Annotated in this window: 16 protein-coding genes; 9 read left to right on the forward strand and 7 right to left on the reverse strand. The window is 65.4% G+C overall.

Annotated elements, in window-relative coordinates; all coding sequences use genetic code 11:
• Positions 1 to 118 precede the first annotated feature (118 nt).
• The gene (locus HU735_RS08340; RefSeq protein ID WP_186713114.1) at positions 119 to 724 is read left to right on the forward strand and encodes a flavin reductase family protein; all 606 of its coding nucleotides are present in this window, start codon (positions 119 to 121) and stop codon (positions 722 to 724) included.
• On the opposite strand, the gene HU735_RS08345 is transcribed toward HU735_RS08340, so the two are convergent.
• Positions 725 to 958, reverse strand: coding sequence for a hypothetical protein (locus HU735_RS08345; RefSeq protein ID WP_186713115.1), 234 nt, complete (start codon positions 956 to 958; stop codon positions 725 to 727). It abuts the gene before it with no gap.
• A 42-nt stretch (positions 959 to 1,000) separates the two neighbouring features.
• Positions 1,001 to 1,294, reverse strand: coding sequence for an antibiotic biosynthesis monooxygenase family protein (locus HU735_RS08350; RefSeq protein WP_050703928.1), 294 nt, complete (start codon positions 1,292 to 1,294; stop codon positions 1,001 to 1,003).
• A gap of 202 nt (positions 1,295 to 1,496) precedes the next feature.
• Between HU735_RS08350 and HU735_RS08355 the strand changes: the two genes are divergently transcribed.
• Positions 1,497 to 2,417, forward strand: a complete 921-nt coding sequence (locus HU735_RS08355) for an AraC family transcriptional regulator (RefSeq protein WP_050703927.1) — start codon at positions 1,497 to 1,499, stop codon at positions 2,415 to 2,417.
• Between the two features lie 72 nt (positions 2,418 to 2,489).
• Here the strand turns inward: HU735_RS08355 and HU735_RS08360 are convergent, their stop codons facing one another.
• On the reverse strand, positions 2,490 to 4,127 hold the full coding sequence (locus tag HU735_RS08360; RefSeq protein ID WP_186713161.1) for a 5-guanidino-2-oxopentanoate decarboxylase: 1,638 nt from the start codon (positions 4,125 to 4,127) through the stop codon (positions 2,490 to 2,492).
• 112 nt (positions 4,128 to 4,239) lie between these two features.
• Between HU735_RS08360 and HU735_RS08365 the strand changes: the two genes are divergently transcribed.
• Positions 4,240 to 5,121 (forward strand): LysR substrate-binding domain-containing protein, encoded by an 882-nt coding sequence (locus HU735_RS08365; protein ID WP_186713116.1) that lies wholly within the window; start codon positions 4,240 to 4,242, stop codon positions 5,119 to 5,121.
• A gap of 125 nt (positions 5,122 to 5,246) precedes the next feature.
• Here HU735_RS08365 and HU735_RS08370 read toward each other — a convergent pair whose 3' ends face one another.
• Both HU735_RS08370 and HU735_RS08375 read right to left on the reverse strand, forming a co-directional pair.
• A complete protein-coding gene (locus tag HU735_RS08370; protein ID WP_186713117.1) occupies positions 5,247 to 5,861 on the reverse strand; it encodes an NAD(P)-dependent oxidoreductase in 615 nt (204 codons plus the stop codon).
• A 28-nt stretch (positions 5,862 to 5,889) separates the two neighbouring features.
• Positions 5,890 to 6,765: an MBL fold metallo-hydrolase gene (locus HU735_RS08375; RefSeq protein WP_186713118.1), complete on the reverse strand. Its 876-nt coding sequence runs from the start codon at positions 6,763 to 6,765 to the stop codon at positions 5,890 to 5,892.
• A 103-nt stretch (positions 6,766 to 6,868) separates the two neighbouring features.
• Between HU735_RS08375 and HU735_RS08380 the strand changes: the two genes are divergently transcribed.
• Positions 6,869 to 7,777: a LysR family transcriptional regulator gene (locus HU735_RS08380; protein ID WP_186713119.1), complete on the forward strand. Its 909-nt coding sequence runs from the start codon at positions 6,869 to 6,871 to the stop codon at positions 7,775 to 7,777.
• Between the two features lie 76 nt (positions 7,778 to 7,853).
• The gene (locus HU735_RS08385; RefSeq protein ID WP_177330819.1) at positions 7,854 to 8,027 is read left to right on the forward strand and encodes a hypothetical protein; all 174 of its coding nucleotides are present in this window, start codon (positions 7,854 to 7,856) and stop codon (positions 8,025 to 8,027) included.
• A 6-nt stretch (positions 8,028 to 8,033) separates the two neighbouring features.
• Here HU735_RS08385 and HU735_RS08390 read toward each other — a convergent pair whose 3' ends face one another.
• Complete coding sequence (locus tag HU735_RS08390; RefSeq protein ID WP_023630223.1) at positions 8,034 to 8,903, reverse strand: oxaloacetate decarboxylase; 870 nt, start codon at positions 8,901 to 8,903, stop codon at positions 8,034 to 8,036.
• Positions 8,904 to 9,266: 363 nt separating this feature from the next.
• Here HU735_RS08390 and HU735_RS08395 point away from each other — a divergent pair, with 363 nt between their 5' ends.
• On the forward strand, positions 9,267 to 10,760 hold the full coding sequence (locus tag HU735_RS08395) for an MDR family MFS transporter (RefSeq protein WP_186713120.1): 1,494 nt from the start codon (positions 9,267 to 9,269) through the stop codon (positions 10,758 to 10,760).
• Positions 10,761 to 10,852: 92 nt separating this feature from the next.
• On the opposite strand, the gene ttgR is transcribed toward HU735_RS08395, so the two are convergent.
• Positions 10,853 to 11,485, reverse strand: a complete 633-nt coding sequence (gene ttgR / locus HU735_RS08400; protein WP_186713121.1) for an efflux transport transcriptional regulator TtgR — start codon at positions 11,483 to 11,485, stop codon at positions 10,853 to 10,855.
• 247 nt (positions 11,486 to 11,732) lie between these two features.
• Here ttgR and ttgA point away from each other — a divergent pair, with 247 nt between their 5' ends.
• Genes ttgA through HU735_RS08415 form a run of 3 tightly spaced genes read left to right on the forward strand, consistent with a single transcriptional unit; the run spans position 11,733 to position 17,485 of the window.
• Positions 11,733 to 12,887: a toluene efflux RND transporter periplasmic adaptor subunit TtgA gene (gene ttgA, locus HU735_RS08405; protein WP_186713122.1), complete on the forward strand. Its 1,155-nt coding sequence runs from the start codon at positions 11,733 to 11,735 to the stop codon at positions 12,885 to 12,887.
• A 3-nt stretch (positions 12,888 to 12,890) separates the two neighbouring features.
• Complete coding sequence (gene ttgB, locus HU735_RS08410) at positions 12,891 to 16,043, forward strand: multidrug efflux RND transporter permease subunit TtgB (protein WP_186713123.1); 3,153 nt, start codon at positions 12,891 to 12,893, stop codon at positions 16,041 to 16,043.
• Entirely contained in the window at positions 16,040 to 17,485 is a 1,446-nt protein-coding gene (locus tag HU735_RS08415; protein ID WP_186713124.1) for an AdeC/AdeK/OprM family multidrug efflux complex outer membrane factor, read from the forward strand. The genes ttgB and HU735_RS08415 overlap by 4 nt, the downstream gene beginning before the upstream one ends.
• The last annotated feature ends 186 nt before the right edge of the window (positions 17,486 to 17,671 follow it).

The raw sequence follows: 17,671 nt of genomic DNA on the forward strand, positions 1-17,671 counted from the left end.
TCGCTGATGCGCGCAACCAGCCCGGCTTCGGCCGGGCTTGATCATTTGCAGCCGAGCCAAGCCTTGGCACACTAGGCGCCTTGTCCCCCACCAGGAAGGGCCTCGCGGCCTTGCGCAGATGTACTACTACGAACCCGCCAAAGGCCACGGCCTGCCCCACGACCCGTTCAACGCCATCGTCGGCCCACGGCCCATCGGCTGGATCTCCAGCCACGACCGCGAAGGCCGTCTGAACCTGGCGCCCTACAGCTTCTTCAACGCCTTCAACTACATCCCTCCGATCATCGGTTTCTGCAGCGTCGGGCGCAAAGACAGCCTGAACAACATCGAGCAGACCGGTGAGTTCGTCTGGAACCTGGCCACCCGTCCGCTGGCGGAACGAATGAACCAGAGCTGCGCCGCCGTGGCGGCGGATGTCGACGAGTTCGTGCTCAGCGGCCTCACCCCGACCGCCTCGAATGTGGTCAAGGTGCCGCGTGTCGGCGAAAGCCCGGTGAGTTTCGAATGCAAGGTCAGCCAGATCGTCCAGCTCAAGCGTGCGGACCAGGAAGTGGTGCCCAGCTGGCTGATCCTCGGCGAGGTGGTGGCGGTGCACATTGCCGAGCACCTGCTGAAGGACGGCATCTACGATACCGCCGCCGCCGAGCCCATCCTGCGCGGCGGCGGCCCGGCCGACTACTTTGCGCTGGGCGAGTTGTTCAAGATGGCACGCCCACAGGTCTGATCAGAAGATCAGTTCACCTTCCTCGCCCACGCCCTGCAGGCGTTCGAGTTCGGCACAAGCGGCCTCGTCGGCCGCGATCGCCGACTGGAACACCTGCCCGTCCAGCACTTTGTGAAAGCGCGGCGCGCCACCCATGCCCAGGGCCTTCACGGCGATCGCCGCGTGGTAGCCGCCGCCTTGCACCGGAACCATTGCCGAAACCGCTTCGAAGTGGGGGAATTCTCTACGTGCCATGTCGCTCTGCGCCTGTGTGATCGAGGGGCGGCATTCTACACGCTAGGCGAACGTATGCAGGTCGAGGCTGCTGACCACCTGCTCCTGCACCAGCTCCCCGAACACATCGAGGGTGGGCGAGGCGAAATAGCCACTCATCGCCTGCTGGTCGCACCAGCTGCCGCTGAGCAGCCACAGGTCGGCATCGACCTGCGAGCGCTGCACGCTGAAGCTCAGGCAGCCCGGCGCACGTCGCGACGGCTCGAGCAGGTCGCGCAGGCGCACGCCGAGTTCCGCAGAACGACCGTTGCTGGCGCGGATGAAAGCCAGGTGTGTGACCGGTTGCTGCTGGGTCATGAACGATCTCCTTGAAGCGCTACGGACGGGAAAACCAGGCTGCCAAGGTTAGGGGTTCGCCCGCGCGGGCCGTTAGGCCATTACTGCCGGCCGATTGCCTGATCCTGCAGCGCGGCAGGATCAGGCAATCGATCTGCAGCTTTCGACTAGCATCTGCCATTGCCCAAACCTATGCTGCGTCGGTCAGCAGAGGAATCCCGCCATGACTTCATCCACGCCCCTTGATCCGCTTCTGGAGCAGCAACGCCAGGAGCTGGCCGGGCTGATCCGGCGTCACGCCCAAGGCCCCCATGGCTCGGTGTCGGCCATCGAAGACCTGTACCTGACGCGCTACGAAGAGGATGTGCGCGGCATGCCGGCCCTGGCGCAACCGGCCTTGTGCATTCTGGCCCAGGGCAGCAAGACATTGTTCCTGGGCGACGAACGCTATACCTACGACCCACTGCATTACATGGTGGTCTCGGTGACGCTGCCCATCACCGGCGCCCTCCTCGAAGCCAGCCCAGAGAATCCCTGTCTGGGCCTGCGCCTGGACATCGATCCGGCGCAGATCAGCCAGTTGATAGCCGAGAGCGGGCCGATACTGGTCCCTGGCCAGGCTTCCGGCCGTGGACTGTTCGTGGAGAAAAGCGATCCGCAACTGCTCGACACGCTGCTGCGCCTGGTGCGCCTGCTCGACAGCCCACGGGACATCGCCGTGCTCGCCCCACTGGTGCGCCGCGAACTGATGTACCGTGTGCTGCGCGGCCCCCAGGGCTGGCGCCTGTGCGAGATCGCCCTGTCCAGCAGCCAGACCCACCGGGTATGCCAAGCCATCGCCTGGCTCAACCGGCATTACCAGGAGCCGTTGCGCATCGAAGACCTGGCACGCGAGGTCAACCTCAGCACCTCGACCCTGCACCACCGTTTCAAGGCGGTGACCTCGATGAGCCCGTTGCAGTACCAGAAGCAGCTGCGCCTGCAGGAGGCGCGGCGACTGATGCTCAACGACGGACTGGAGGCTGCGGTGGCCGGCTACCGGGTGGGCTATGAAAGTCCGTCACAGTTCAGCCGCGAGTACAGCCGCTTGTACGGTGCGCCGCCAATTCGCGACGTGGCGCGCCTGCGCGCCAGCGCCAGCTGAAGAGCGACGAGCATCGGACGACTGTAGGAGTGGGCTTGCCCCGCGATCGAGGGCAAAGCCCTCGCTACAGCTTCAGCCCTGAACCGCCCGCTGCCACTGACCTTGATCCACCTGGATCAAGGTCGGTCCCTGACGCTCCACTGCCCGGCCCAACGCCGCCTGCAACTGCCCCACATCGCCCACGTTCTCGGCTTCAGCCCCCAACGCCCGCGCCACGCCAATGAAGTCCGGAGTATGGATGTCCACACCGACCGGCTCGATCGCCCGGTTGACCATGTACTTCTTGATTTCCTCGTACCCCTGGTTGTTCCACAGCAGCACGATCAGCGGCACCTGCGCCTCGACCGCGCTGGCCAGCTCGGGCAGGGTGAACTGCAGCCCGCCGTCACCGATCAGGCACACCGCCGGTGCGCGTACGGCGGGCGACTCGGCGCTGCCCAGCCAGGCGCCCATGGCGGCCGGCAACGCGTAGCCCAGCGTGCCGTAACCGGTCGAGGCATTGAACCAGCGACGCGGCCTGGCCATGTCCAGGGTCAGGTTGCCGGTATAGACCGGCTGGGTCGAGTCGCCCACCAGGATGGCGTCCGGCAGGGTTTGCAGGATGCTGGTCAGCAGACGGGTCTGGCTCAGGGTCGGCTGGTCCCAGCTGGCTGCGTTGTCCTGGCGCAAGCGGGCGGCCCGCGCCGCGCCCCAATCGCTATCGCGCGGCGGTTGCGCCTGCAGGTTCAGGGCCACCAACAGTGCTTCGGTAGCCTGGACGGCATCGGCCACCAGGGCCAGTTCGGGCAGGTAGTTGCGGACCGTCTGGTCCGGGTCGATATCGATCCGCAACAGGCTGCCGGGAATCTCGAAGCCGCCCTTGAAGGTCACGTCGTAGTCGGTTTCGGCCAGTTCGGTGCCGATGGCCAGCACCACGTCGGCCTCGGCCACCAGCGCACGGGTGGCCGGCAGGGTCTGGGTCGAGCCGATCTGCAGCGGATGGTTGGCGGGCAACAACCCCTTCGCGTTGATGGTCAGCGCCACCGGCGCCTGCAGGTGCTCGGCCAGCCGCGCCAGCCCGGCGCCCGCCTCCAGCGCACCGCCACCAGCGAGGATCAGCGGACGCCGCGCCTTGGCCAGGCGCACGGCCATGCGCTGCACGGTCTGTGGCGCGGCACCGGCACGGGTGGTGCGCACCACCCGGCCCGGCAACAGGTGATCGGCGGGCTCCACCAGCACATCCAGCGGGATCTCGATGTGCACCGGGCGCGGGCGGGCACCGTCGAACACGGCGAAAGCGCGGGCCAGCACCTCGGGCAGGTCATCGGCGCTCATCAGCGTGTGCGAGAACGCCGCCACCCCCGCGACCAAGCCGGCCTGGTTGAGCAGCTCGTGCAGTTTGCCGCGTCCGCCGCCCAGCTGGCTGCGCGATTGCACGCTGGAAATCACCAGCATCGGGATCGAGTCGGCGTAGGCCTGGCCCATGGCAGTGGTGATGTTGGTCATGCCCGGGCCGGTGATGATGAAGCACACCCCAGGCTTGCCCCGGGTACGCGAGTAGCCGTCGGCCATGAACCCGGCCCCCTGCTCGTGGCGCGGGGTGATGTGACGGATCGAGGAGGCGGCCAGGCCGCGGTAGAGTTCTACGGTATGCACACCGGGAATGCCGAAGACATGATCGACGCCATAGCCTTCGAGGAGTTTGACCAGCACTTCACCACAGGTTGCCATCATCGAGTACCCGATTCTTGTTGAGACCTGTGCTCATGGAACCAAGCGCCGACTACCGCCACAATGCAAAAAAACACATACTAGCCATGACCCCATATCATGGCTTGTCACGATGAAACGCCTGCCGCCCCTCCCCGCCCTGCACACCTTCCTGGTGACCGCCCAGCACTGCAACTTCACCCGCGCCGCGCAACAGCTGCATATCACCCAGGGCGCGGTCAGCCGGCAGATCGCCGGGCTCGAGGAGCACCTGGGCTACGCGCTGTTCCAGCGCCAGGCCCGGGGCCTGGCGCTGACCCGCGAAGGACAGGACTGGCTGCCCCGGGTGCAGCAGATCTTCGCCCTGATCGAACAAGGCGTGCGCGAGGTCGGCGGACGCAGCGCGACACTCCAGCTCAAGGCGCCGACCTGTGTGATGCGCTGGCTGCTGCCACGCTTGCTGGAATGGCAGGCACTGCGCCCGGATGTGCCGGTGGAGTTGACCACCACGGTGCAGCATGGCGTGGATTTTCGCCGCGAGGGCTTCGATGCGGCCGTGGTGTATGGCGCGGCGCCGAACCATGGGCTGCAGGTACACAAACTGTTCGACGAACAGCTGACGCCGGTCTGCGCGCCATCGCTATCGAGCGGCCCCTTGCAGTTGCGGGACCTGGCGCGGCAGATGCTGCTGCACCCTTCGAGGGACGAACATGACTGGCGACTGTGGTTGCAGGCGGTCAATGCCGGGTTCGAGCCCCAGGGGCCGAAGCAGCATTTCGAGACGTTGGACATGGCGATGGCCATGGCTTCCCAAGGGACGGGGATCGCCATCGGCGATTTTTCGCTGATCGGCGACGACCTGCGTGCAGGTCGGTTGTGCATGCCGTTCGAACTGAAGGTGACGACCGGGAAGGGCTATTACTTGGTGACGCCTTCGAAGACCATGCCCGCGGGGTTGGTCGAGTTGATGGAGTGGCTGCAAGCGCGTGCCTCAAGCCTTGCGAAACCTTTGTAGGAGCGGCCTTGTGCCGCGAAAGGGCCGCATAGCGGCCCCGGCAATTTCTGATTTGTCGCTGAAACCCTGGGGCTGCTATGCAGCCCTTTCGCGACACAAGGCCGCTCCTACAGGTACCGCGCGACTCAGTAGCCCACTGTGAACCGCGCCCGCGAATGCGCCGGTTTCTCCAGCTCGTCGAGCATGGCGATGGCGTAATCGGCAAAGGTGATCCAGCTCTTGCCGTCTGCACCGATCAGCAGGTGGTCCTTGCCCAGGGTATAACGCCCGCTGCGCTCACCTTCGACGAACTCCGCCGACGGCGACAGGAAGGTCCAGTCCAGGGTCGGCTCGCGGCGCAGCGTTTCGAGGAAGCGCACCCCGGCACTGGCCTCGGCCTTGTAGGCCTCGGGGAAGTCCGGGCTGTCGATCACCCGGTGCCCGGACGGCAGCAGCAGGCTGCCGGCCCCGCCCACCACCAGCAGGCGCTTGACCCCGGCCCGCTTGACCGGCTCGATGATCGCGCTCGGCTCGAGGGTGGAAAAATGCGCCGCGCTCAGCACCGCGTCGCAGCCCGCCACGGCCGCCTGCAGGGCGACACTATCCTTGGCATCCAGCGCCTTGACCGTCACGCCGTCACGCCCTTGCAGGCTGCCCGGATCCCGGGCGATGGCCACCACACTGTGACCACGACGCAGGGCCTCTTCCAGCAACTGGCTGCCGGCGCGCCCGGTGGCGCCGATGATTGCGATCTTGCTCATGGGAAACACTCCAACAGGTTGAAAGGGATTACCACTTCATCTCGCCCTTGGCGACCTTGGCCCCCAGTTCCAGGGAGCTCTCGTCGCCAAGGTTCGGGTAGCGTTGCTTCATCGCCGCGATCAGCGCGGCGGAGTCGGCGGCCTTGGCGGCTTCGGTATCGAAGTCACGAATGTAGCCGGCGGTAAAGCGCACCGCGTCCAGCGAGCGGCTGCTGTCGCCCAGGTAATGCCCAGGGATCACCGTGCGCGGGGCGAGCTGCTCGATCTTCGCCAGGGTGCTCAACCAGTCGGCGTGGGATTGCGCGGTCTGGGTGTCGGCCATCCACACGTGGATGTGCTCGGAAACCACAACGCCACCGACCACTGCCTTGATCGAGGGAATCCAGACGAAACTGCGGTCCGGCTGTGGACCGTCCAGGCCCACAACCTCCAGTGCCTGGCCTTCCAGCTCCAGGCGATTGCCCTTGAGGACCTGCGGCACCACCAGGCGTGCCGGCTTGTCCGCGCCCATCTGTGGGCCCCAGTAGGCCAGCTTGGCGTCCATGGTCTTGCGGATGTGCTCGACCGTGGCGGCCGAGGCGACCACCCGGGCCTTGGGAAACGCCTGGGTGATGGTGTCCAGGCCAAAGTAGTAGTCCGGGTCGCCATGGCTGACATAGATGGTGGTCAGTTGCTTGCCGCTGGCACGCAGGCGTTCGACCACCTGCTCAGCCTGGCCTGTGCCGAACTGCGCGTCGACCAGGATGGCATCGTGGGCGCCGCTGACGATCACCGAGCTGACCGGAAAGATCGCCGCGTGACCAGGGTTGTAGGCTTCGAGCTTGAGCGGTTCGCTGGCCATGGCCTGGCCGCCGAGGGTAAGACAGGCCAGCAGCAGGCCGCGCAGGGGGGTGAGAAGAGACATCGCAAGATCCTGTGAGTGGGACGATGCAGGCAAGCTTAGTTGCCCGAACCAATACAAAAAATGCGATGCTTCGACATAGTTTGTTTCTGAAATCGGACAGATCATGGACCGCCTCAACGCCATGCGCGTATTCGTCACCGTCGTCGACCTGGGCAGCCAGTCCGCCGCGGCGGATCATCTGGAGCTTTCCAGGCCCGTGGTCTCACGCTACCTGGCAGAGCTGGAGGACTGGGTCGGCGCGCGCCTGATGCAGCGCACCACGCGCAAGCTCAGCCTGACGGCGGCGGGCCTCGAGACCCTGCCCCGCTGCCGCCAGTTGCTGGAGCTGGCCGGCGACCTGCAGAACGCCGTGCGCCAGCCGGACGACGCCCCCCGCGGTGAACTGCGCATCAGCGTCAGCACTTCGTTCGGCCAGGCCCAGCTGGTGGATGCGCTGGCCGCCTATGTCAAACGCTACCCTGGGGTGAAGGTGGAACTGCAGATGCTCGACCGCACCGTCAACCTGGTGGACGAGCGCATCGACCTGGCCATCCGCACCAGCAACGATGTCGACCCCAACCTCATCGCCCGGCGCCTGAGCGTGTGCCGCTCGGTGGTCTGCGCCAGCCCCGCCTACCTGCGCGAGCACGGCACGCCGCGCCAGGTCGAGGAACTGAGCCGGCACAACTGCCTGACCCACGCCTACTTTGGTCACAACCTGTGGCATTTCGAGGTGGATGGGCAGAACGTCGCCGTGCCGGTGCAGGGCAATATCAGCGCCAACGAGGCCATGACCCTGCAGAAAGCCGCCCTGGCCCACGCCGGCATCGCCATGTTGCCCACCTACCAGGCGGCGGCCGCGTTGCGCAGTGGCGAGCTGGTGCGGCTGTTGCCGCACGCCAGTCCACGGGAGCTGACCCTGAATGCGGTGTACACCTCGCGCAAGCACATGCCGGCGACGCTGCGCAGCATGCTGGACTTCCTGGCGCAGCGGTTCGGCGACGAGCCGGAGTGGGACAAGGGATTGAGCTGAGTCCAGGCCATGCAGATCCGCGCACAAGGCCTATGCTTGAAGGTATCACCTGTTGCACCAACAGGAGGTCCGCACCATGAGCATCAAATCCAGGCGTTGCGCCCTCGTCTTCGCCCTGGTCGCGGTGGCCGGGCTCTATGGCTCGGCCTGCTGGCGGGTCGAGCTGCTGCGCAGCCAGCCCAATGCGGCCGCCAGCTGCGTCCACGAGCACTGCGTTCCCCACAGCGCCACGCTGAGCGCCGTCAGGTAGAGCGCATCACTCCTCGACGCTCATGTACTCCTTGGCCCAGCGGATGTAGTCCTCGGGCTGGGTGTAGGTGTGCGAAAGCTCGGTGGCGCCGAGGCTGTCCGACTTGTGCTGCAGGCCACGCTGCTGGCGCAGGCAGTCGTAGGTGGCCTTGATCGCGGCGAAGTACGCGGCATGGCCATCGACCACGATGCGCACGCCCAGGCGCGCCAGGCGCTCGTCGTCGCGCAGGTTCGGGTTGGCGTAGGTAACCAGCATCAGCGGCACGCTCAGGTGCTCGGCGATCTGCTCCAACTGCTCGAAGTCCTTCACCCCCACCATGCAGATGCCGTCGGCGCCAGCCTTCTGGTAGCTCTGGGTGCGGACGATGATTTCCTCGGTGGTGAGCACGCCGGCATTGGTCCTGGCGATGATCGCCAGCGCCGAGTCGACTCGCGCCTCCAGCGCCGCGCGGATCTTGCCCACGCCCTCCTCCACCGAGATCAGGTCGGTGGACTTGCGGCCGAACTGGGCCGGCAGCAAGGTGTCCTCGATGGTCAGCGCGGCCACGCCGGCGCGCTCCAGCTCGATGACCGTGCGCATCACGTTGAGCGCATTGCCATAGCCGTGGTCGGCGTCGGCGAGCACCGGCAACTGGGCGACGCGACCGATACGGGTGGCCTGCTCGACGAACTCGCTGAGGGTGATCAGGGCGAAGTCCGGCGCGGCCAGGACCTGCAACGAGGCGACCGAGCCGCCGAGGATGCCGACTTCGAAGCCCAGGTCCGCGGCGATACGGGCGGACATCGGGTCAAAGACCGAAGCGGTGTGATAGCACGAACCTGAAGCAAGCAGCTCGCGGAAGGCAAAACGCAGATCGTGGTGGGAAGCCTTGGGCATGATCACTCCGCTTGAACAATGAGAAATGGTGAACGGCTGACTACCGACCCCTGTATCGGGTCTACCTGACTGTTCCAACCGTCGCCATCTGGGCGGTCATGCTCGACATGCAGGCAGAGGAATAGAAGGTGTGGACATACAGCGACGCGAAATCCTGCGGCAAATGGCTGCACCATGCTGGTGCAGACCCCGGATTTCAGCCTCTGCGGCCCTGCCACGATATCACGCGGTCATGCAGCGCTGGATGAATGCGCCAATGCCGATCTTGCATAGGGGATGCATGGAGTACATAGGTAGCTATGTAACTCAGGTTACAATGCTCCACCATGAATGAGCCCATCGCGGGGCAAGCCCGCTCCCACGATGCCTCGCGATCGCGTCAGCGCTGACCACAAGGTATCCACTGTGACCGCCGCCCTGCCCCCCACCGTCCTGCGTAGCGTCCTGACCGCCCTGATGCTGGCAATCTTTCTCGGCGCCCTCGACCAGACCATCGTCGCCGTGTCGATGCCGGCGATTTCCGCGCAGTTCAATGATGTCGGGCTGCTGGCCTGGGTCATCTCCGGCTACATGGTGGCCATGACCATCGCCGTGCCGATCTACGGCAAGCTCGGCGACCTGTATGGCCGGCGGCGCATGATCCTCACCGGCACTGCTCTGTTCACCCTGGCCTCGGTGGCCTGCGGCCTGGCCCAGGACATGCCGCAGCTGGTGCTGGCGCGGGTGCTCCAGGGCATCGGTGCCGGCGGCATGGTGTCGGTGAGCCAGGCGATCATCGGCGACTTCGTGCCGCCCCGCGAACGTGGGCGCTACCAGGGCTATTTCAGCAGCATGTATGCCTTGGCCAGTGTCGCCGGGCCGGTGCTCGGCGGTTGGCTCACCGAGTACCTGTCCTGGCGCTGGGTGTTCTGGATCAACCTGCCGCTGGGGCTGGTCGCCCTGTGGGTGATCCACCGGGCGCTGGACGGCTTGTCGGTCAAGCGCCGCGAGGCCCGTGTGGACTACCTGGGCGCGGTGTTGATGATCCTCGGCCTGGGCAGCCTGCTGCTGGGCATCACCCTGGTCGGCCAGGGGCATGCCTGGCTGTCGTCGCAGGTGCTGGCGCTGCTGGGCTGCGCGCTGTTTGGGCTGCTGGCGTTCATCGCCCACGAGCGCCGTTGCCGCGAGCCGCTGCTGCCGCTGGGCCTGTTTGGCAACCGGGTCGCGGTGCTGTGCTGGTGCGTGATCTTCTTCGCCAGCTTCCAGTCGATCTCGCTGACCATGCTCATGCCCCTGCGCTTCCAGGGCATCACCGGTGCCGGCGCCGACAGCGCGGCGCTGCACCTGCTGCCGCTGGCCATGGGGCTACCCATCGGCGCCTTCACCGGCGGGCGCATGACCAGCCGCACCGGCCGCTTCAAGCCACAGATCCTCACCGGAGCACTGCTGATGCCGCTGGCCATCGCCGCCATGGCGCTGACGCCGCCGCAATCGGGGTTGCTCGGCGCGCTGTTCATGCTGCTCACCGGCATCGCCTGCGGCCTGCAGTTCCCCACCTCGCTGGTGGGCACGCAAAGCGCGGTGGACAGCCGGGACATCGGCGTGGCAACCAGCACCACCAACCTGTTCCGCTCGCTCGGCGGGGCAATGGGGGTGGCGTGCATGTCCAGCCTGCTGCTGGCGCTATTGCACCAGGGTGGTTTCGAAATGTTGGGCAATCCGCTATTGGGCAGCCTCAAAGCGGGAGAGGCGGATCCGCAGACCCAGGCGCGCTTGCTGGAAACCTTCCGCGACCTGTTGCTGGTCAGCGCCGGAGCGTCGCTGATCGGCCTGCTGGCGGCGCTGGTGTTGCCAGACAGGCAGTTGCGCGGGCGCTAAGGATTGTGGGAGCGGCGGTGCGCCGCTCCCACGTTATTAATTCTGCGTTAATCGGATGGGAGTAACACTTCCTCACAATCCTTAACAAAGTGTCATTTGCGCAAGCCTGGGCTCAAGCGCAGCATATCCAGCCCGGTGTCGACCCATTTTTCGACATCGCCCAACAGGTCGAAGCTGTCCGGCAACAGCAGCCAGCGGCCGATCAGGCCGTCCACATAGGCAAACATGGCCACCGCCGCCCGGTCGATATCGAGCTCGGCAGGCAACTGGCCACGACGTACCGCATTGCCCAAGGCCAGGGCAACGCTCTGATGGCAGTCCAGCACCGCGCCCTGGCGTTGCTGGCGAATCTCACACATGTCGTCGGTGAACTCGCACTTGTGATGCAGGATTTCATTGATACGCCGGGTACGGGCATCGAGCACCAGCTCGTTGAACACTTGCAGCAACAGCTTGCGCATGCAGCCGAGCGGGTCGAGTTCGTCCTCGCTTTCACTGGCCCGGGCCAGGTGATCATGGGTCTCGTGCAAGCTGTCGAGCAGCGCCTGCACCAGCTCCGCCTTGTTGCTGAAATGCCAATAGATCGCACCGCGGGTCACCCCCGCGAGCTCGGCGATGTCGGCCAGGGTGGTACGCGCGACCCCGCGCTTGTAGAAGGCCTTTTCCGCCGCCTCGATGATCTGGGCACGGGTTTCCTGGGCTTCTTCTTTGGTTCGACGGACCATGGCAGTACAACCTCATCAGGCCCCGCCCGCTCAGCTGGCGGACGGGAATCGGGCCGGGGCGAGCGCTTCATGGGCCACTCCCGGGTGCATGTGGACGATCCGCGGCGACTCACCGACGGTATTTACAAACAACCATGAATGTAAGTATATTCCTTAGCAAGCTATTTATCCACCGGATAGCGTTTTTCTCTTAAGACTCTTCCACTATATTCTTGAGCTCCCTTGCTCCTGCGACCCGAGGATCCTCATGCAATTCAAGCCAGCCGTAACCGCCCTGGTTTCCGCCGTGGCCCTGGCAACCCTGCTCAGTGGCTGTAAGAAAGAGGAAGCAGCGCCTGCGCCGCAGGCTCCTCAGGTCGGCGTCGTGACCGTGCAACCGCAAGCCTTCACCCTGACCTCGGAACTGCCGGGGCGCACCAGCGCCTACCGTGTGGCCGAGGTTCGCCCGCAGGTGAACGGCATCATTCTCAAGCGCCTGTTCAAGGAAGGCACCGACGTCAAGGAAGGGCAGCAGCTCTACCAGATCGACCCGGCCGTCTACGAGGCGACCCTGGCCAACGCCCAGGCCAACCTGCAGGCTACCCGCTCGCTGGCCGAACGCTACAAGCAACTGATCGACGAGCAGGCCGTCTCCAAGCAGGAATACGACGACGCCAATGCCAAACGATTGCAGGCCGAGGCATCGCTCAAGAGCGCCCAGATCGACCTGCGCTACACCAAGGTGCTGGCGCCGATCAGTGGCCGCATCGGTCGATCCTCGGTCACCGAAGGCGCCCTGGTGAACAACGGCCAGACCAACGCCATGGCCACCATCCAGCAGCTCGACCCGATCTATGTCGACGTCACCCAGTCCACCGCCGAGCTGCTCAAGCTGCGCCGTGACCTGGAAGGCGGCCAACTGCAGAAGGCCGGCGACAACGCCGCCCAGGTGCAGCTGGTGCTGGAAGACGGCAGCCTGTTCAAGCAACAGGGTCGCCTGGAGTTCTCCGAAGTCGCGGTCGACGAGACCACAGGCTCCGTCACCCTGCGCGCGATCTTCCCCAACCCCGACCACACCCTGCTGCCCGGCATGTTCGTCCATGCGCGGCTCAAGGCCGGGATCAACGCCAACGCCATCCTGGCCCCGCAACAGGGCGTGACCCGCGACCTCAAGGGCGCGCCGACCGCATTGGTGGTCAACCAGGAGAACAAGGTCGAACTGCGCCAGCTCAAGGCCAGCCGCACCCTGGGCAGTGACTGGCTGATCGAGGAAGGCCTGAACCCGGGCGACCGTCTGATCACCGAAGGGCTGCAGTTCGTGCGCCCGGGTGTCGAGGTCAAGGTCAGCGAAGCCACCAACGTCAAGAAGCCGGCCGGCCCTGCTCAGGCCAACACGGCCAAAGCCGACGCCAAAGCGGAGTAAACCATGTCGAAGTTCTTTATCGATCGCCCGATCTTCGCCTGGGTGATCGCCCTGGTGATCATGCTGGTCGGCGCCCTGTCGATCCTGAAGCTGCCGATCAACCAGTATCCGAGCATCGCCCCGCCGGCCATCGCCATCTCCGTGACCTACCCGGGCGCCTCGGCGCAGACCGTGCAGGACACCGTGGTGCAGGTGATCGAGCAGCAGCTCAACGGTATCGACAACCTGCGTTATGTGTCGTCGGAAAGTAACTCCGACGGCAGCATGACCATCACCGCCACCTTCGAGCAGGGCACCAACTCCGACACCGCGCAGGTCCAGGTACAGAACAAGCTGAACCTGGCCACCCCGCTGTTGCCGCAGGAAGTGCAACAGCAAGGTATCCGCGTCACCAAGGCAGTGAAGAACTTCCTGCTGGTGATCGGCCTGGTGTCCGAAGACGGCAGCATGACCAAGGACGACCTGGCCAACTACATCGTCTCCAACATGCAGGACCCGATCTCGCGGACCGCGGGCGTCGGTGACTTCCAGGTGTTCGGTGCGCAGTACGCCATGCGCATCTGGCTGGATCCAGCCAAGCTGAACAAGTTCCAGCTGACCCCGGTCGATGTGCGCACCGCCGTGGCCGCGCAGAACGTCCAGGTCTCGTCCGGCCAGCTCGGCGGCCTGCCGGCACTGCCGGGTACCCAGCTCAACGCCACCATCATCGGCAAGACCCGCCTGCAGACCGCCGAGCAGTTCGAAAAGATCCTGCTCAAGGTCAACAACGACGGTTCCCAGGTACGCCTGGGCGACGTCGCCACGGTCGGCCTGGGCGGCGAGAACTACGCCATCAGCGCCCAGTACAACGGCATGCCGGCCTCGGGCCTGGCGGTAAAGCTGGCCACCGGTGCCAACGCCCTGGATACCGCCAAGGCGCTACGCACCACCATCAGCGACCTGGAGCCGTTCTTCCCGCCTGGCGTGAAGGCCGTGTTCCCGTATGACACCACCCCGGTGGTCACCGAATCGATCAGCGGCGTGATCCACACCCTGATCGAGGCCGTGGTCCTGGTGTTCCTGGTGATGTACCTGTTCCTGCAGAACTTCCGCGCCACCATCATCACCACCATGACCGTGCCGGTGGTGTTGCTGGGTACCTTCGGCATCCTTGCCGCCGCCGGTTTCAGCATCAACACCCTGACCATGTTCGCCATGGTCCTGGCCATCGGCCTGCTGGTGGACGATGCCATCGTCGTGGTGGAGAACGTCGAGCGGGTGATGTCCGAGGAAGGGTTGCCGCCCAAGGAGGCAACCAAACGCTCCATGGAGCAGATCCAGGGCGCCCTGGTGGGTATCGCCCTGGTCCTGTCGGCGGTACTGCTGCCGATGGCCTTCTTCGGCGGTTCCACCGGTGTGATCTATCGCCAGTTCTCCATCACCATCGTCTCGGCCATGGGCCTGTCGGTGCTGGTGGCGCTGATCTTCACCCCGGCCCTGTGCGCCACCATGCTCAAGCCGCTGAAGAAGGGCGAGCACCATGTGGCCAAGCGCGGCTTCTTCGGCTGGTTCAACCGCAACTTCGACCGCAGCGTCGTCGGCTACGAGCGCAGCGTCGGCACCATCCTGCGCAACAAGATCCCGTTCCTGCTGGCCTACGCCCTGATCGTGGTCGGCATGATCTGGCTGTTTGCCCGTATCCCCACCGCGTTCCTGCCGGAAGAAGACCAGGGCGTGCTGTTCGCCCAGGTGCAGACCCCGGCCGGCTCCAGTGCCGAGCGCACCCAGGTGGTGGTCGACCAGATGCGTGAGTACCTGCTCGACAAGGAAGCCGACACCGTGGCATCGGTGTTCACCGTCAACGGTTTCAACTTCGCCGGCCGTGGCCAGAGCTCGGGCATGGCGTTCATCATGCTCAAGCCGTGGGACGAGCGTTCGAAGGAGAACAGCGTGTTCGCCCTCGCCCAGCGCGCGCAGATGCACTTCTTCAGCTTCCGCGACGCGATGGTGTTCGCCTTCGCCCCGCCGGCGGTACTCGAACTGGGTAACGCCACCGGCTTCGACGTGTTCCTCCAGGACCGCGCCGGCGTCGGCCACGCGAAACTGATGGAAGCGCGCAACCAGTTCCTGGCCAAGGCCGCGCAGAGCAAGATCCTCAGCGCCGTGCGTCCGAACGGCCTGAACGACGAGCCGCAGTACCAGCTGACCATCGACGACGAACGCGCCAGTGCCTTGGGCGTGACCATCGCCGACATCAACAACACCCTGTCGATCGCCCTGGGCGGTAGCTACGTCAACGACTTCATCGACCGCGGTCGGGTCAAGAAGGTCTACATCCAGGGCGAGCCGAACTCGCGGATGAGCCCGGAAGACCTGCAGAAGTGGTACGTGCGCAACGGCAAGGGCGAGATGGTGCCGTTCTCCTCCTTCGCCAAGGGCGAATGGAGCTACGGCTCGCCGAAGCTGTCGCGCTACAACGGCGTGGAAGCGGTCGAGATCCTCGGTACCCCGGCCCCGGGCTACAGTACCGGTGAGGCCATGGCCGAAGTCGAGCGCATCGCTGGCGAACTGCCAACCGGTATCGGCTACTCCTGGACCGGAATGTCCTACGAGGAAAAACTCTCCGGCTCGCAGATGCCGGCGCTGTTCGCCCTCTCGGTACTGTTCGTGTTCCTGTGCCTGGCGGCGCTGTACGAAAGCTGGTCGATCCCGATCGCGGTCGTGCTCGTGGTACCGCTGGGCATCATCGGTGCCCTGCTCGCCACCAGCCTGCGCGGGTTGTCCAACGACGTGTACTTCCTGGTCGGCCTGCTGACCACGATCGGCCTGGCGGCGAAGAACGCCATCCTGATCGTCGAGTTCGCCAAGGAGCTGCACGAGCAAGGCCGCAGCCTGTACGACGCTGCGATCGAGGCGTGCCGCATGCGTCTGCGCCCGATCATCATGACCTCGCTGGCGTTCATCCTCGGCGTGGTACCGTTGACCATCGCCAGCGGCGCCGGCGCCGGCAGCCAGCACGCCATCGGTACCGGCGTGATCGGCGGCATGATCAGTGCGACCGTGCTGGCCATCTTCTGGGTACCGCTATTCTTCGTCGCAGTGTCGTCGCTGTTCGGCAGCAAAGAGCCGAAAGAACACGCCACCCCTGAAACTCCACGTTATGAGGCTGGGCAATGACCAAGTCTTTGTTGTCCCTGGCGGTAACCGCCTTCATCCTCGGCGGCTGCTCGCTGATCCCCGACTACCAGACGCCCGAGGCGCCGGTGGCCGCGCAGTGGCCGCAAGGTCCTGCGTACTCGCCGACCGAGTCGGCCAACGTTGCCGCGGCCGAGCAGGGTTGGCGCCAGTTCTTCCACGATCCGGCACTGCAGCAACTGATCCAGACCTCGCTGGAAAACAACCGCGACCTGCGCGTCGCGGCGTTGAACATCGACGCCTACCGCGCCCAGTACCGTATCCAGCGCGCCGACCTGCTGCCGGCCGTGTCGGCCAATGGCAGCGGCAGCCGCCAGCGGATGCCGGCGAACATGTCGCAGACCGGCGAATCCACCATCAGCAGCCAGTACTCGGCCACCCTGGGTGTCAGCTCCTATGAGCTGGACCTGTTCGGTCGCGTGCGCAGCCTGACCGAGCAGGCCCTGGAAACCTACCTGTCCAGCGAGCAGGCGCGTCGCTCCACGCAGATCAGCCTGGTGGCCAGCGTGGCCAACGCCTACTACACCTGGCAGGCCGACCAGGCGCTGCTGAAGCTGACCGAAGAAACGCTCAAGACGTACGAAGAGAGCTACAACCTGACCCGCCGCAGCAATGAGGTGGGCGTGGCTTCGGCACTGGATCTGAGCCAGGCCCGCACCGCCGTCGAAGGCGCGCGGGTCAAGCTGTCGCAGTACCAGCGCCTGGTCGCCCAGGACCTGAACAGCCTGACTGTGCTGGTGGGTACCGGCGTGCCGGCCACCCTGCCCAAGCCGCTGGAGCTCAATGCCGACCAGCTGGCCGAAGTGCCGGCGGGCCTGCCGTCCGACATCCTGCAGCGCCGTCCGGACATCCAGGAAGCCGAGCACCTGCTCAAGGCCGCCAACGCCAACATCGGCGCCGCCCGCGCCGCGTTCTTCCCGAGCATCAGCCTGACCGCCAACGCCGGTACCCTGAGCCCGGACATGGGCGGGCTGTTCAAGGGTGGCTCGGGCACCTGGCTGTTCCAGCCGCAGATCAACCTGCCGATCTTCAATGCCGGTAGCCTCAAAGCCAGCCTGGACTACTCGAAGATCCAGAAGGACATCAACGTCGCCAAGTACGAAAAGACCATCCAGACCGCCTTCCAGGAAGTCGCCGATGGCCTGGCCGCACGCAAGACGTTCGAAGAGCAGCTGCAGGCGCAACGCGACCTGGTGGCGGCGAACCAGGACTACTACCGCCTGGCCGAGCGCCGCTACCGCATCGGTATCGACAGCAACCTGACCTTCCTCGACGCCCAGCGCAACCTGTTCAGCGCCCAGCAGTCGCTGATCGGCGATCGCCTGTCGCAGCTGGTCAGCGAGGTCAACCTGTACAAGGCCCTTGGTGGCGGCTGGTACGAGCAGACCCAGCAGCAGGCCTCGATCCAGACGCCGAAAGGCTGATTGGAGCGGTAACGCATCAAGCCCACCCTTGCGGTGGGCTTTTTGTTGCCGGTACGGGCCTCATCGCGGGGCAAGCCCGCGATACCGGTCGGCCAACATTACGTTCGATAATCGCCCCATTCCGCGTTCCACGAATTGCCTCGCCCCCACCCTCCCCCGCACCATCGCCCACGCAACGTTGCACAA

This window comes from Pseudomonas sp. BW16M2, from assembly GCF_014268865.1.
Lineage (GTDB): Bacteria > Pseudomonadota > Gammaproteobacteria > Pseudomonadales > Pseudomonadaceae > Aquipseudomonas > Aquipseudomonas peradeniyensis.